The following is a 14,173-nucleotide window of genomic DNA, read 5'->3' as shown; positions in this document are numbered from 1 at the left end:
AGCCGGCTCCTACAGGGGAATGGGTTCGGCCTCAACGGGCCTTCGGCGTGGCGACCTTGTCCCGCAGGTAAACCGGCTGCGCCTCATCGGCGACAATGGCTTCACCCCGCTCCCAGGCGAATCGCGCCAGCGTCAGCAGGTCTTCGGCATGGGGCAGCATGCAAGCATCCTGGCCGGTCAAGGCGACGTTGATCCGCTCGCCATACCCCCAACCAGTCCCCGCACCGAACCAGGAACCGCTGGCACCGTCCGGCAAGGCCGCGGCTTCCGGCGGCAGGACCGCTTCGGCACCGACCAGACGCATTTCCCCGGCCTCTTCGCGGTAGCAACCCCAGTACACCTCATCCATCCGCGCATCAATGGCCGCCGCGACCTGACCGGCGCCATGCTCGCGAAACGCCCGCTGTGCCAGCACTGCCAGATTGGACACCGGCAACACTGGCCGCTCCAGGGCGAAAGCCAGGCCCTGGACCACGCCGATGGCGATCCGCACACCAGTGAAGGCTCCGGGGCCGCGACCAAAGGCGATGGCGTCGACCGCCGACAGCGCGATACCTGCATCGGCCAGCAATTGCTGGATCATCGGCAGCAGCTTCTGCGCGTGCAGGCGCGGGATCACCTCGTAGTGGCTCGTGACCTTGCCGTCATGCAGCAAGGCAACGGAGCAAGCTTCAGTCGCGGTGTCCAGGGCCAACAAGGTGCTCATCGATGTTTCCGTCAGGTCAGAATGAAAAAAGTGCAACAGTATAAACAACAACAGCCCGCAAGCGGGCTGTTGTAGAGGCAGGCAGCAATCAGCTCAACGCTTCGAGCACCTTGCCGGTGATCGCTTCGACCGAGCCGACGCCAGCGATGTGGCTGTACTTCGGCTTGCCCTGGGCAGCCGACAGATCCTGATAGAAAGCCACCAGCGGCTTGGTCTGGGAATGATAGACCGACAGGCGATGACGAACGGTTTCTTCAGTGTCGTCCTTGCGCTGGATCAGCTCGTCGCCGGTCAGGTCATCCTTGCCGGCAACCTTTGGCGGGTTGTAGACGGTGTGATAGACGCGACCGGAAGCTTCGTGGACACGGCGACCGGCGATGCGCTGGACGATCTCTTCGTCGTCGACGGCGATCTCGACCACGTTATCCAGCTCGACGCCGGCCTCCACCAGGGCTTCGGCCTGGGGAATGGTGCGAGGGAAACCGTCGAACAGGAAGCCCTTGGCGCAATCGGCCTGGGCGATACGGTCCTTGACCAGCGCGATGATCAGGTCATCGGAAACCAGGCCACCGGCATCCATGATGCCCTTGGCCTTGATGCCCAGCTCGGTGCCGGCCTTGACCGCGGCACGCAACATGTCGCCGGTGGAGATTTGCGGGATGCCGAATTTTTCGGTGATGAACTTAGCCTGAGTACCTTTACCGGCACCGGGAGCTCCCAGCAGAATGACGCGCATCGATGTGCTCCTCAATTTTTTATTTAGAAACGCTCGGATTCGCCGCGTGGGGCCAATCTCAACAATGGGGTGATGGCCGCCCAAACGGCCAAAGGCTGATCAAGATACACAGCCGACCGACCCCACACAAGCCGCCGAAAGTCGCAGTAACCGATGCCGGCATGGCACCCGAAACCCGGTATCCCGAGTCGCAACCCGGCAACAAAGTGTCGCCACACAAAAACGACCGCCCGTGACCCGGCGGTCGTTTTTACCCTGCTACCCGCAGCCCGGCAGCCTCGCAGACCTTAGCCGGTATTGCGCAACCCGGCGGCGATCCCCGCCACGGACACCAGCAAAGCCTGTTCCAGAGGGCTGTCCTGGGCGGTTTCCTGGCGGCGCGAACGGGCCAGCAACTCGGCCTGCAACAGGTGCAGGGGATCCAGGTAGGTATTGCGCAAGCGAATGAACTCAAGGGTCTCGGGGCTATGGGCGAGCAGTTGCGACTGACCGGTCAGACCCAGGACCACCGCACAGGCCTGCGACAATAGGTCGCGTAAGTGCACACCCAATGGCAACAGCTCGGCCTCCACCAGACGTTCGTCGTAGGAGTGTGCGATATCGCTGTCGGCCTTGGCCAGGACCATTTCCAGCATGTCGATCCGCGTGCGGAAAAACGGCCACTGTTCACGCATCTGCCCCAGCAGTTCGCCTTCACCGCGTTCCAGAGCCTTGCGCAAGGCCGCTTCCCAGCCAAGCCAGGCCGGCAGCATCAGGCGGGTCTGGGTCCAGCCGAAAATCCACGGGATCGCCCGCAGGCTCTCGATTCCCCCCGCCCGGCGCTTGGCCGGACGACTGCCCAGTGGCAGGCGTCCGAGTTCCTGTTCCGGGGTCGACTGGCGGAAATACTCGACGAACTGCGGATTGTCCCGCACCTCGGCGCGGTAGGCACTGACCCCGTCCGCGGCGAGTTCGTCCATCAGGCTGCGCCAGGCCGGCTGTGGCGGTGGTGGTGGCAGCAAGGTGGCTTCGAGCACGGCAGCCAGATAAAGGTTGAGGTTCTGTTCGGCGATGTCCGGCAGGCCGAACTTGAAGCGGATCATCTCGCCCTGTTCGGTGGTGCGAAAACGCCCCGCCACCGAACCCGGCGGCTGCGACAGGATCGCCGCATGGGCCGGACCACCGCCACGCCCGACGGTACCGCCGCGACCGTGGAACAGCAGCAGTTCGACCTGCTGTTCCCGACAGATCTCCACCAGCCGCTCCTGGGCCCGGTACTGCGCCCAGGCCGCCGCCGTGGTGCCGGCGTCCTTGGCCGAGTCGGAGTAGCCGATCATCACCTCCTGCGGTCCTTGCAGGCGCGAGCGATAACCGGGCAGCAGCAACAACCGCTCCATCACCGGGCCGGCGTTGTCCAGGTCGGCCAGGGTCTCGAACAGCGGCACCACGCGCATCGGCCGCAGAACCCCGGATTCCTTGAGCAACAGTTGCACCGCGAGTACGTCGGAAGCCGCGCCCGCCATGGAAATCACGTAGGAGCCCAGGGAGGCCGCCGGTGCCGCCGCGATCTCCTTGCAGGTCGCCAGCACTTCGGCGGTGTCCGCCGAGGGCTTGAAGTACGCGGGCAGCAGCGGTCGACGATTGCCCAGTTCACGCATGAGGAAGGTCAGGCGTGCATCTTCGTCCCAGTCTTCGTAACGCCCCAACCCCAGGTAGTCGGTGATTTCGCTCATGGCGGCGGCATGCCGCGACGAATCCTGGCGCACATCCAGGCGGACCAGGAACAAGCCGAAGGTCACGGCCCGGCGCAGGCAGTCGAGCAGCGGCCCATCGGCAATCACGCCCATGCCGCATTCGTGCAGGGACTGATAGCAGAGCTGCAACGGCTCCAGCAGCTCACGATTGTTCTGCAGCACCTCATCCGACGCCGGCTGCGTCACCGCCAGCGAAGCATGGGCCCACTGGCGGGTCGCCCGCAGTCGCTCGCGCAGTTGCTTGAGCACCGCGCGGTAAGGTTCGGCGCTGTCACCGGCCTGGGCGCGCAACGCCTCGCTGGCCTGCTGCATCGACAGATCGGCGGCCAGGCGGTCAACATCACGCAGATACAGGTCGGCGGCCATCCAACGGGCCAGCAGCAGGACCTCGCGAGTGACCTTGGCCGTGACATTCGGGTTGCCGTCGCGGTCGCCGCCCATCCAGGAGGCGAAGCGAATCGGCGCGGCCTCCAATGGCAAGTGCAGGCCGGTAGCGGCGTGCAGGGCCTGGTCGGCCTTGCGCAGGTAATTCGGGATCGCCTGCCAGAGGGAATGCTCGATTACCGCGAAGCCCCACTTGGCTTCATCCACCGGCGTCGGCCGGGTGCGGCGGATTTCCTCGGTGTGCCAGGCCTCGGCGATCAACCGCTGCAAGCGCTGGCGGATCTGTTCGCGTTCGGCCCCGGTCAGGTCACGGTGGTCCTGCAACGCCAGTTGCGCGGCGATGGCGTCATATTTCTGGATCAGCGTGCGCCGCGCCACTTCGGTGGGATGCGCGGTGAGCACCAGTTCGATGTCCAGGCGGCCCAATTGCCGCGCCAGGACCTCGGCGCCATGACCTTCGGCCCGCAGGCGGGCGAGCAACTCCGGCAGCACCCGCGACTCGAACGGGGCCGGCTGGGACTCGTCACGCCGATGGATCAGTTGATACTGCTCGGCGATATTCGCCAGGTTGAGAAACTGGTTGAACGCCCGGGCCACCGGCAGCAGCTCGTCGTCACCGAGGTCATCGAGGCTGGCGCTCAATTCGGCACTCGCGGAGTCGCTACGGTCAGCCTTGGCGCTCTTGCGAATGCGCTCGATCTTGTCGAGAAAATCATCGCCATGCTGGTCTCGGATGGTATTGCCCAGCAGCTCACCCAGCAGGTGAACGTCTTCACGCAAACGCACATCTATATCGGACATCGACAGGCTCTCCGGCGGACTCTGAGACGGTTCCAGAATTCAAGAGTGCACCACAGCGACGAACGCTTACAAGCCGACCGAACGATTGCCTGCCGACAAATATTCCCCGCTGAACCTAGTCTCCTGCGGCTAGTCTGATAATTAGGCCCTACAAAGGCTGATCGCCGGCCCTGCCTCGATGCCAGCCCGGCCACTCATCAAATACCCGTCACCAGCGGGTGCGAATTGAGGTCGATATGAAAATCCGCGAGCTAGCCCAGCACTGGGAAGAGAATGCCAAGGGTCGCCTGACCGATACCGGCTACGCCGTCCACCTGGACGTGGAAGCCGCCGCCCGTCTCGCCGCGATCACCGAGATGTACCCCAAGCGCAGTCCGCAGGAGCTGTTGGGCGAGTTGATCGGCGCCGCCCTCGAAGAGCTCGAAGCGAGCTTTCCCTATGTCCAGGGACAACATGTGGTCGCCACCGACGAAGAGGGTGACCCCCTTTATGAGGACGTCGGCGCAACACCGCGTTTTCTCTCGCTGTCGCGACGACATCTGCATGACCTGGCGTCCCAGGACAAACCGAAACACTAGATCCTGGCACAACGCCCTGCCGACACTCCACCCACAACGTCAGTCAACGCGGTCATTGTAGGAGCCGGCTTGCCGGCGATGAGGCCGGTCGGTCTTGCATCGCCTGGTCGGCCGCCATCGCCGGCAAGCCGGCTCCCACAGGTTTCTCTGCGTATTCAAAAATCGCTCATCCTCCTCCGTTCCCGCCCCTCGATACCCCTGCACCCCGCAAAAGTTCAGACTTTTTTCCCTGACCACTCGGTCAGTATTCTTTCCGGCAACAGGCCATCTTTTCCTGAACTATTCAAAAAAGCCTCGGGTCACAGCCAGTAGCCATCACCGGAACAGCTGCTGTAGAACGCCCCCGGCCAACAAGGCGGGATCGATGCTGAAGGCCTTCGGGACCGTGATGGGTATTGATGTTTTTCAGGAGTTATCCAATGGAGTTGAAGACCATGAAAACCAGCACTGCCAAATCCTCGTCTAACCACCTGCGCGGGCTGAAACTGGCCGCGCTGGCTCTCGGCACCAGCTTCATCCTGGCCGGTTGCGCCGGGAACCCGCCGAGCGAGCAATACGCGGTGACGCAATCGGCCGTGAACAGCGCGGTCAGCGCCGGAGGCACCGAATACGCCGCCGTGGAAATGAAGTCGGCCCAGGACAAGCTCAAGCAAGCCGAGCTGGCCATGCACGACAAGAAGTACGACGAAGCCCGGCGCCTGGCCGAACAGGCCGAATGGGATGCCCGTGTCGCCGAACGCAAGGCCCAGGCCGCCAAGGCCGAGCTTGCGCTGAAGGACTCCCAGAAAGGGGTTCAGGAACTGCGTCAGGAAAGCCAGCGCCCCGTGCAGCCGGCGCAATAAGCCCCCGCACCGCTTCCCGCACCCTGAAGTTTCAACGGATAGAAAGGACCTACCATTATGCGTAAACAATTGATGATCCCAGCCCTTCTGGCTCTGAGCGTGGGCCTCGCCGCCTGCTCATCGCAGCCGAACGCCAACCTGGAACAGGCTCGCACCAACTTCTCCGGCCTGCAGGCCAACCCTCAGGCGAGCAAGGTGGCAGCCCTGGAAACCAAGGACGCCAGCGACTACCTGGACAAGGCCGACAAGGCCTACCAGAACCGTGAGAATGAACAGACCGTCGACCAGTTGGCCTACCTGACCAACCAGCGGGTGGAAGTGGCCAAGCAGACCATCGCCCTGCGCACCGCCGAAGCCAACCTGAAAAATGCCGCGGCACAACGGGCCCAGGCCCGCCTGGATGCCCGTGACGCGCAGATCAAGCAGTTGCAGGACAGCCTCAACGCCAAGCAGACCGATCGCGGCACGCTGGTGACCTTCGGTGACGTGTTGTTCGCCACCAACAAGGCCGACCTGAAGTCCAACGGACTGGTCAACATCAACAAGCTGGCACAGTTCCTCCAGGAAAACCCGGACCGCAAGGTGATTATCGAAGGTTATACCGATAGCACCGGCGCGGCTTCCTACAACCAGAGCCTGTCCGAGCGTCGTGCGACTTCGGTCCAGGTGGCCCTGATCAAGATGGGCGTGGACCCTTCCCGCATCGTCACCCAGGGTTACGGCAAGGAGTATCCGGTGGCGGATAACGGCAGTGTCTCGGGACGGGCCATGAACCGTCGCGTGGAAGTGACCATTTCCAACGACAACCAGCCTGTGGCACCCCGTTCGTCGGTCAGCAGCGCCTACTGATCGATTGCCATGATCGTTCCCACGCTCCGCGTGGGAACGCCTCTCCGGACGCTCCGCGTCCGCTTCTGTGACGCACGGCGTCACGGGCTGCATGCCCACCCGGAACGTGGGTACGATCAGCCGATGTCACTGCTGCAGCTTCGGCGTCTCCTGGCCCATGCAGCGCACCGCCTGCTTCCTGTCATTGACCAGCACACCGGTCAGGCCCTTCTGTTCGGTGTCGAACAGTACCAGCACCCCGTCGATACACTGCGCGACCTGGTTGGCCGGGGTCAGGGAGACCTTGTAGTCCTCGCCGGGAACGGTCTTGAGCATGGTGAACTGGTCGAGCTGCAGCGCATCCTCCGGCTTGGCGAAATGCAGGTAGCCGTAGTACCACAGGCACGCCACCGTGCCGATGATGCTGCCGATACCGGTGATGATCAGGGGAATGGCGTTGCGTTCTTCAGTCATTGCGGATTCTCTGGTTCACTATTCGAATTCGGTACAGCGGGATAATTGGGGATCTCGCCCAATCGGCGCAGGCCGTTGAAATGCTGCGGATCCTCGAGGTAGCGCAGCATCACCTGGCGCCAGGTCGAATCGGCGAAGGTCTGCACATGACCGCCGCGGGTCAGTTGTAGCACCCGCGGCGGGGGCGCGGCCTGATACAGGACAATACCGTTGGACATCGGTACCAGCGGGTCATCGATACTCTGGAAGATCAGCTTCGGCACACCGGTCAGGCGCGGCATGGCATTGATCGCGCTGTCGCTGTCCGGCACCAGCCAGGACAACGGTACCTGGAAGGGCCAGGTCAGCCAGGAGCCGGCCAGGGCGAAGCGGCCGACAGCGCGATAACTGGCCGGTACACCGTCGAGCACCAGAGCCTTGAGCCGGGGTTGGTATTCGGGGTGCTCGACCAGGTAATGCACCGCCATCGCGCCCCCCAGGCTCTGCCCCAGGACCACCAGCGGCCGGCCCTGTACCTCGGGAGCCGCTTGCAACCACTGGAATGCGGCAGCGATATCCTGATAGACCGCCGGCAGGCTCGGCTCGCCCGCGGACAGGCCATAACCGCGATAGTCGATCAGCAGCACCTGGTAGCCCTGCTCCGGCAACCACCAGCTCCCACCAAGATGCGCGGACAGATTGCCGCCATTGCCATGCAGGTGCAGCACCGTACCCTTGACCGCCACCCCGGCCCTTGCCGGCAGCCACCAGGCATGCAGGCGAGTGCCATCGGCGGTCGTCAGGGTGATATCGCGGTATTCGAGATGGGCCTTGTCCGGGGTGAACGGCAGGCCGGGCTCGGGATAGAACAGCAGCGAACTGCAACCGTTGAGGGTCAGCAGCAGACAAAGGATGCCGAGGATTCTCATCCGTTTGAAACCTCGTGAGCCAGTCAACGCGGATAACTGTAGGAGCCGGCTTGCCGGCGATGAGGCCCTTGAGCCTGATGATGCCCATCCGGACGCCATCGCCGGCAAGCCAGCTCCCACAAATGGGTGTTGCAGCGAAACACTATCGCCATGCGCAAAAACCTGAGCAGCGGTCAGAGGATATTCGAGTAGTCCGCCTCGATCCGGTCCAGGCTCAGGTGATTGAGGAAGTTGCTGAAGCACATCCAGGCCGACAGCGCATTCATGTCCCGGAACTGCTCCGGCAGGTACTTGGGCGGTACCACCAGGCCCTCGTCCACCAACTGGCGCAAGGTCCGCATGTCCTCCAGCGTGGTCTTGCCACAGAACAACAGCGGCACCTGCTCGAGCTTGCCTTTGCGCACGGCCAACTGAATGTAGTTGTAGACCATGATAAAGCCCTTGAGATAGGACAGGTCCTTGGTAAAGGGCAGCCCCGTTGGCGTCGACCCACGGAAGACCCGGCTGGCATTGCCGTAGCTTTCGGCCATCTCGAACCCCTGCTCGCGGAAGAACTCGAATACCTGCAGGAAGTCCGCGCCCTGTTCCACCATGTCGATGGCGCGCGTACGGTTGGTCAGCTTGCGCAAGCGGCTCGGATAGGAGGCGAAGGTGATGATTTCCATCAGGATCGCCAGGCCTTCCTGGGTCACCGTCGACGAGGGCGGGCCCTTGGACAGGAAGGTGCAGATCGGCTGGTTCAAGCCATTGAGCGTGGTGCCGACATGCACCAGGCCTTCATGCACCTCCAGCGCGCGGACGTCCCGCGAATTGAACAGCGCATCGGCGCGGATCTTGATGTAGTCGGCACCGGCCGCCGCATCGGCGACGATGCCATCGGACTCGAACACCCGGATGGTTTCCTCGGCCTCGCCGAACACCTTGTTCAGGCGGCTCTGCAACAGGCCGACGGCATCCTTGGCGGTCAGGGTCTTGGGTTCGTCCTTGAGGTCGCCACGGCCGTCGATATTGTTCAGGTAGTCGGAGAGCATCAACCCCAGGTCGGCAAGGGTCGGATCGCCGGCATGGAACGCGTCCGAGGCGGCGCCGTAGAGCTCCTGGGAGATCAGCCCGAAATCCGCCGTGCCCCGCGCTTCGAGCATCCGCACGACCATGCGGTACTCCTTGCACATGCGCCGCATGATCTGCCCGACCGGGTTGAACTGGCCGAGCTGGCGGGTGATGTCCCGCTCGATATTCTGGAACTCCAGCTTCACCGCGCTGGAATCGAACGACAATGGCCGCGAGGCGTAGTACTCGCGGTCCACCGCCGGCATTTCCTTGCCCTTGGCCTTGAGAAAGCCCTTGCGGATGTTCTCGTCCCACTTCACCGCATCGAGCACACGAATCGGTGTCTGCGCCAGCACAATGCGGTCGGACAGGCTGCGTATCGTCTGCTGGTAATCGTCCAAGGAAAACTCCTGATCGTTGCTTCGGTGACTGCTCGCGTACTGGCTACAGCCTAGACAGACGCCAACACCAGGTGCATGTAACGTGTGAGGATCCCGAGCATGTCTTGTTCCGCCTCGGGCCCCGCTTCACTGAGAAGGCCCTGATATTCCATCCGTCCGATAATCGCCGTCAACACTTTGGCATCCTGTTGTGGCTCCCTGGAGCCCAGGACCTGGAAAAACTGGCAGGTACCCTGCAGCAGGATCTGCTGATGGGAACGTACCAACATCGCCAGGCGCGGATTGAGCAAGGCCTCCTGGCGAAACGCCTGCTCGGCCATCAGGTGTTCGCGACGGTTGTGCAACTGGCGCTGGATATAGTCGGCGGTCATCCGGGCGATATCATCGGCCAACTGCGCCCGCGACGCCGGGCTGCCATCACCGTAGGCGACCATCTGGCGCAGCAGCCCTTCGTTGTTTTCCCACAGCTTGGCCATGAAGGCCGCACTGCGTTCGACGTACTGGGCGAAGGTATCGGTCAGCAGGTCATCGATATCCTTGAAGTAGTAGGTGGTGGCCGACAACGGCACACACGCCTCGGCCGCCACCGCGCGGTGACGCACGCCTCGCACGCCGTCACGCACGACAATGCGCATCGCCGCATCGAGAATGTCCTGTCGCCGTTGCTCACTGCCCTGTCGGCTGGCCTTGCGTCCCTGGTACTGGACGCTTTCAGCTACCGCAGTGGCGATGCCAGCTGCGCCCTTTTGAGCCATTGCACGGTTCACGACAGGTATCCCTCACAGGTCAAAGAAAGGTGAAATCAGAATCAGTACGCCAGTGCCACACAGACAATAAAAAGCCGCCTGGTAAAGGCGGCTTCTGGTTCAGCATAGTCAGGCTTGTGGCCGCATATGCGGGAACAGGATCACGTCACGGATCGACGGGGCGTTGGTGAGCAACATCACCAGGCGGTCGATGCCGATACCTTCACCGGCCGTTGGCGGCATGCCGTACTCCAGCGCACGCACAAAGTCGGCGTCATAGTGCATGGCTTCGTCGTCGCCCGCGTCCTTCTCGGCCACCTGGGCCTGGAAGCGCTCGGCCTGGTCTTCCGCATCGTTCAATTCGGAATAGGCGTTGGCGATCTCACGGCCACCGATAAACAGCTCGAAACGGTCGGTGACGTTCGGGTTCTCGTCGTTGCGACGTGCCAGCGGCGAGACTTCGAACGGGTATTCGGTAATGAAGTGCGGCTGCTCCAGCTTGTGCTCGACCAGCTCTTCGAAAATCATCACCTGCAGCTTGCCCAGGCCTTCGAAGCCAAGCACCTTGGCGCCGGCCTTCTTGGCGATCGCGCGCGCCTTGTCGACATCCTGCAGGTCGGCGGCGGTCAGTTCCGGGTTGTACTTGAGGATCGAGTCGAACACCGACAGGCGCACGAACGGCTCGCCGAAGTGGAACACCTTGTCGCCGTAAGGCACGTCGGTGCTGCCGAGGACGGCCTGGGCCAGCTCACGGAACAGCTCTTCGGTCAGGTCCATGTTGTCTTCGTAGTCGGCGTAGGCCTGGTAGAACTCCAACATGGTGAATTCAGGGTTGTGCCGGGTCGACACGCCTTCGTTGCGGAAGTTGCGGTTGATCTCGAACACGCGCTCGAAGCCACCGACCACCAGGCGCTTGAGGTACAGCTCCGGCGCGATGCGCAGGTACATGCCCATGTCCAGCGCGTTGTGATGGGTTTCGAACGGCTTGGCCGCGGCACCGCCGGGAATGGTCTGCAGCATCGGCGTTTCCACTTCCATGAAGTCGCGCTTCATCATGAAGTTACGGATATGGGCGATGACTTGCGAACGCACGCGGAAGGTCTGGCGGACTTCTTCGTTGACGATCAGGTCGACATAGCGCTGGCGGTAACGGGTCTCGGTATCGGTCAGGCCGTGGTGCTTGTCCGGCAGCGGGCGCAGCGACTTGGTCAGCAGGCGTACTTCGGTCATTTCGACGTACAGGTCGCCCTTGCCGGAACGGGCCAGGGTGCCAACGGCTGCAATCATGTCACCCAGGTCCCAGGTTTTCACCGCGGCCAGGGTTTCTTCCGACAGGGTCTTGCGGTTGACGTACACCTGGATGCGCCCGGACATGTCCTGGATCACCATGAAGGAGCCACGGTTGAGCATGATGCGACCGGCAACCTTGACCGGGATCGCTGCCTCTGCCAGCTCTTCCTTGGTCTTGTCCGCGTACTGCTTCTGCAAGTCTTCACAGTAGGCGTCGCGGCGGAAGTCGTTCGGGAAGGCGTTGCCCTTGGCACGCTCGGCGGCAAGCTTTTCCTTGCGCAGCGCGATCAGGGCGTTTTCTTCCTGTTGCAGGGCTTGCGGGTCGAGTTGTTGGTCGCTCATGTCTTCAGATTTTCCATCACAGGTTCGTTGCCCCGGCCTGCGGCCGGGGATCGCCAGCAAGCCGGCTCCCACAGTAGTGCCTTAAAGCCCTTGCTTGAGGCTGGCTACCAGGTATTCGTCGATGTCGCCGTCCAGCACCTTGTCGCAATCGCTGCGCTCGATGTTGGTCCGCAGATCCTTGATCCGCGAGGCGTCGAGTACGTAGGAGCGGATCTGGTGACCCCAGCCGATATCCGACTTGGTGTCTTCCAGGGCCTGGGAAGCGGCATTGCGCTTCTGCACTTCCTGTTCGTACAAGCGCGCCCGCAACATCTTCATCGCGGTGTCCTTGTTCGCATGCTGGGAACGTTCGTTCTGGCAGCTGACCACGGTGTTGGTCGGTACGTGGGTGATCCGTACCGCCGAGTCGGTGGTGTTTACGTGCTGACCACCGGCACCGGAGGAACGATAGGTATCGATCCGCAGGTCCGACGGGTTGATGTCGATTTCGATGTTGTCATCGATTTCCGGCGACACGAAGACCGCCGAGAACGAGGTGTGGCGACGGTTGCCGGAGTCGAACGGGCTCTTGCGTACCAGGCGGTGCACGCCGATCTCGGTGCGCAGCCAGCCAAAGGCGTATTCGCCCTTGATATGCACGGTCGCGCCCTTGATCCCGGCGACTTCACCGGCGGACAGTTCCATGATGGTCGCGTCGAAACCGCGCTTGTCGGCCCAGCGCAGGTACATGCGCAGCAGGATGTTGGCCCAGTCCTGGGCTTCGGTGCCACCGGAACCGGCCTGGATATCCAGGTAGGCATTGTTCTGGTCCATTTCGCCGCTGAACATGCGCCGGAACTCCAGCTTTTCCAGGGCTTCGCGCAGGCGCTCCACTTCGGCGGCGACATCATCGACAGCGCCCTGGTCTTCTTCCGCGGCAGCCATTTCCAGCAGGTCGCGGGCGTCACTCAGGCCGCTGGACATGTCGTCCAGGGTCTCGACGATCAGCGCCAGCGCGGAACGCTCGCGGCCGAGGTTCTGGGCGTATTCGGGGTTGTTCCAGACAGCCGGATCTTCAAGCTCGCGATTGACTTCGGTCAGGCGCTCATGCTTTTGATCGTAGTCAAAGATACCCCCGAATAGTTTCGGAGCGCTCGGACAGGTCCTTGATACTGTTAAGGATCGGGTTGATTTCCATGGCGGGCAGCACTCGTCGGTGAACTTTTGAAAGCCGACGAGTATAACCGAATTGTAACCATCCCGGCAGCCCGCCTGGCGGGGTGGCGAAGACTTCTTCCACTACACAGGACTTGATCGTTCCTCCCGGTCGATCACCGGGTGGTTCATTCCCCCTGGCCGATCCCCACCTGATTGCGCCCGTTGTTCTTCGCCGCATACAGGCCCTTGTCCGCCGTCGAGATCAGTTCGCGACAGTTGCTGCCCTGTTGCGGCGTCATGGTCGACAGGCCGATGCTGATGGTCAGCACCGAACCCTCGCCCGGCATATTGTGCGGGATCTTCAGGCCCGCCACGGTCTGGCGCAGTTTTTCCGCCACCAGGCGGGCCCCGCCCTGGGACGTATTGGGCAGCACCAGCGAGAACTCTTCACCGCCGTAGCGCGCCGGCAGGTCCGAAGGCCGGCTGCTGGCGTCGCGAATCGCTTCCGCCACCTTGCGCAGGGCTTCATCGCCCTCCAGGTGACCAAAGCTGTCGTTATAGGACTTGAAGTAATCCACATCGATCATCAGCAACGACAGTTGCGTCTGCTCGCGCTGCGCCCGGCGCCACTCCAGTTCCAGGTACTCGTCGAAGTGCCGGCGGTTGGACAGGCCGGTCAAGCCATCCGAGTTCATCAGGCGCTGCAGGACCAGGTTGGTGTCGAGCAACTGTTGCTGGCTGACCCGCAGGGCACGGTACGCCGCATCGCGCTGCAACAGCATCGTGTAGGAACGCGAGTGATAGCGGATCCGTGCCACCAGTTCGATATTGTCGGGCAGCTTGACCAGATAGTCGTTGGCTCCGGCGGAAAAGGCCGCGCTCTTGATCAGCGGGTCTTCCTTGGTGGACAGCACGATGATCGGGATGTCCTTGGTCGCCGGGTGATTGCGGTATTCGCGCACCAGGGTCAGGCCGTCGAGACCCGGCATCACCAGGTCCTGCAGAATCACCGTCGGCTTGATCCGGATCGCCTGGGCAATGGCTTGATGAGGATCGGCGCAGAAATGGAAATCGATATTGCTTTCCGTCGCCAGGCCGCGCCGTACCGCTTCGCCGATCATGGCCTGGTCGTCGACCAGCAGCACCATCGCGGCGTTCTCATCCGTGGGTTTGAAACCATCCAGTTGTAAATCATTCATGCGCGGTCACCTGCATTA

Annotated in this window: 13 protein-coding genes; 3 read left to right on the top strand and 10 right to left on the bottom strand. The window is 62.5% G+C overall.

Features of this window, described 5'->3' with window-relative positions:
- Positions 1-31: 31 nt before the first annotated feature.
- From tsaB to ppc, 3 genes are all read right to left on the bottom strand, one after another.
- Entirely contained in the window at positions 32-706 is a 675-nt protein-coding gene (tsaB, locus tag HX851_RS26165; protein ID WP_177059300.1) for a tRNA (adenosine(37)-N6)-threonylcarbamoyltransferase complex dimerization subunit type 1 TsaB, read from the bottom strand.
- Between the two features lie 88 nt (positions 707-794).
- Complete coding sequence (adk, locus tag HX851_RS26160; protein WP_177066160.1) at positions 795-1,442, bottom strand: adenylate kinase; 648 nt, start codon at positions 1,440-1,442, stop codon at positions 795-797.
- Positions 1,443-1,729: 287 nt separating this feature from the next.
- The gene (ppc, locus tag HX851_RS26155) at positions 1,730-4,360 is read right to left on the bottom strand and encodes a phosphoenolpyruvate carboxylase (protein ID WP_177066161.1); all 2,631 of its coding nucleotides are present in this window, start codon (positions 4,358-4,360) and stop codon (positions 1,730-1,732) included.
- 236 nt (positions 4,361-4,596) lie between these two features.
- On the opposite strand from ppc, the gene HX851_RS26150 reads away from it, so the two are divergent.
- The 3 genes from HX851_RS26150 to lptF all read left to right on the top strand — a co-directional run bounded on the left by HX851_RS26150 (position 4,597) and on the right by lptF (position 6,629).
- The gene (locus HX851_RS26150; protein ID WP_177059294.1) at positions 4,597-4,938 is read left to right on the top strand and encodes a pilin assembly protein; all 342 of its coding nucleotides are present in this window, start codon (positions 4,597-4,599) and stop codon (positions 4,936-4,938) included.
- Positions 4,939-5,357: 419 nt separating this feature from the next.
- Positions 5,358-5,780, top strand: a complete 423-nt coding sequence (locus HX851_RS26145; RefSeq protein ID WP_177059292.1) for a DUF4398 domain-containing protein — start codon at positions 5,358-5,360, stop codon at positions 5,778-5,780.
- Between the two features lie 57 nt (positions 5,781-5,837).
- Positions 5,838-6,629 carry a lipotoxin F family OmpA-related lipoprotein LptF gene (gene lptF / locus HX851_RS26140; RefSeq protein WP_177059290.1) on the top strand — a complete coding sequence of 264 codons (792 nt, stop codon included), beginning with the start codon at positions 5,838-5,840 and terminating at the stop codon, positions 6,627-6,629.
- A 126-nt stretch (positions 6,630-6,755) separates the two neighbouring features.
- On the opposite strand, the gene HX851_RS26135 is transcribed toward lptF, so the two are convergent.
- The 7 genes from HX851_RS26135 to HX851_RS26105 form a co-directional block, all read right to left on the bottom strand.
- Positions 6,756-7,082 carry a PA3694 family proteiin gene (locus HX851_RS26135; protein WP_177059288.1) on the bottom strand — a complete coding sequence of 109 codons (327 nt, stop codon included), beginning with the start codon at positions 7,080-7,082 and terminating at the stop codon, positions 6,756-6,758.
- Entirely contained in the window at positions 7,079-7,990 is a 912-nt protein-coding gene (locus HX851_RS26130; protein WP_177066162.1) for an alpha/beta hydrolase, read from the bottom strand. Before HX851_RS26130 ends, HX851_RS26135 begins: the two co-directional genes overlap by 4 nt.
- Positions 7,991-8,163: 173 nt before the next feature.
- Entirely contained in the window at positions 8,164-9,441 is a 1,278-nt protein-coding gene (locus HX851_RS26125; RefSeq protein ID WP_177059284.1) for a flavohemoglobin expression-modulating QEGLA motif protein, read from the bottom strand.
- A 50-nt stretch (positions 9,442-9,491) separates the two neighbouring features.
- Positions 9,492-10,208 carry a TetR/AcrR family transcriptional regulator gene (locus HX851_RS26120; protein WP_177059282.1) on the bottom strand — a complete coding sequence of 239 codons (717 nt, stop codon included), beginning with the start codon at positions 10,206-10,208 and terminating at the stop codon, positions 9,492-9,494.
- 108 nt (positions 10,209-10,316) lie between these two features.
- On the bottom strand, positions 10,317-11,819 hold the full coding sequence (lysS, locus tag HX851_RS26115; protein WP_177059281.1) for a lysine--tRNA ligase: 1,503 nt from the start codon (positions 11,817-11,819) through the stop codon (positions 10,317-10,319).
- Positions 11,820-11,900: 81 nt separating this feature from the next.
- Positions 11,901-12,996 (bottom strand): peptide chain release factor 2 gene (gene prfB / locus HX851_RS26110; RefSeq protein WP_177059279.1). Its coding sequence is split into 2 segments (ribosomal slippage): positions 11,901-12,923 and positions 12,925-12,996, totalling 1,095 coding nucleotides; the frame shifts between segments, so codons are not numbered across the junction.
- Between the two features lie 145 nt (positions 12,997-13,141).
- A complete protein-coding gene (locus HX851_RS26105; protein WP_177059277.1) occupies positions 13,142-14,155 on the bottom strand; it encodes a response regulator in 1,014 nt (337 codons plus the stop codon).
- Between the last annotated feature and the right edge of the window lie 18 nt (positions 14,156-14,173).

The organism is Pseudomonas gingeri (assembly GCF_013385635.1).
Classification (GTDB): domain Bacteria; phylum Pseudomonadota; class Gammaproteobacteria; order Pseudomonadales; family Pseudomonadaceae; genus Aquipseudomonas; species Aquipseudomonas gingeri_A.
Note: the sequence above shows the minus strand (reverse complement) of the source record. Positions and strands in the feature narration are given on the sequence as shown.

Coding starts and splice junctions, on each gene's coding strand:
- HX851_RS26130 (WP_177066162.1), bottom strand. CDS start 7,990: ATGAGAATCCTCGGCATCCTTTGTCTGCTGCTGACCCTCAACGGTTGC.
- ppc (WP_177066161.1), bottom strand. CDS start 4,360: ATGTCCGATATAGATGTGCGTTTGCGTGAAGACGTTCACCTGCTGGGT.
- HX851_RS26145 (WP_177059292.1), top strand. CDS start 5,358: ATGGAGTTGAAGACCATGAAAACCAGCACTGCCAAATCCTCGTCTAAC.
- HX851_RS26105 (WP_177059277.1), bottom strand. CDS start 14,155: ATGAATGATTTACAACTGGATGGTTTCAAACCCACGGATGAGAACGCC.
- HX851_RS26150 (WP_177059294.1), top strand. CDS start 4,597: ATGAAAATCCGCGAGCTAGCCCAGCACTGGGAAGAGAATGCCAAGGGT.
- tsaB (WP_177059300.1), bottom strand. CDS start 706: ATGAGCACCTTGTTGGCCCTGGACACCGCGACTGAAGCTTGCTCCGTT.
- lysS (WP_177059281.1), bottom strand. CDS start 11,819: ATGAGCGACCAACAACTCGACCCGCAAGCCCTGCAACAGGAAGAAAAC.
- HX851_RS26135 (WP_177059288.1), bottom strand. CDS start 7,082: ATGACTGAAGAACGCAACGCCATTCCCCTGATCATCACCGGTATCGGC.
- adk (WP_177066160.1), bottom strand. CDS start 1,442: ATGCGCGTCATTCTGCTGGGAGCTCCCGGTGCCGGTAAAGGTACTCAG.
- lptF (WP_177059290.1), top strand. CDS start 5,838: ATGCGTAAACAATTGATGATCCCAGCCCTTCTGGCTCTGAGCGTGGGC.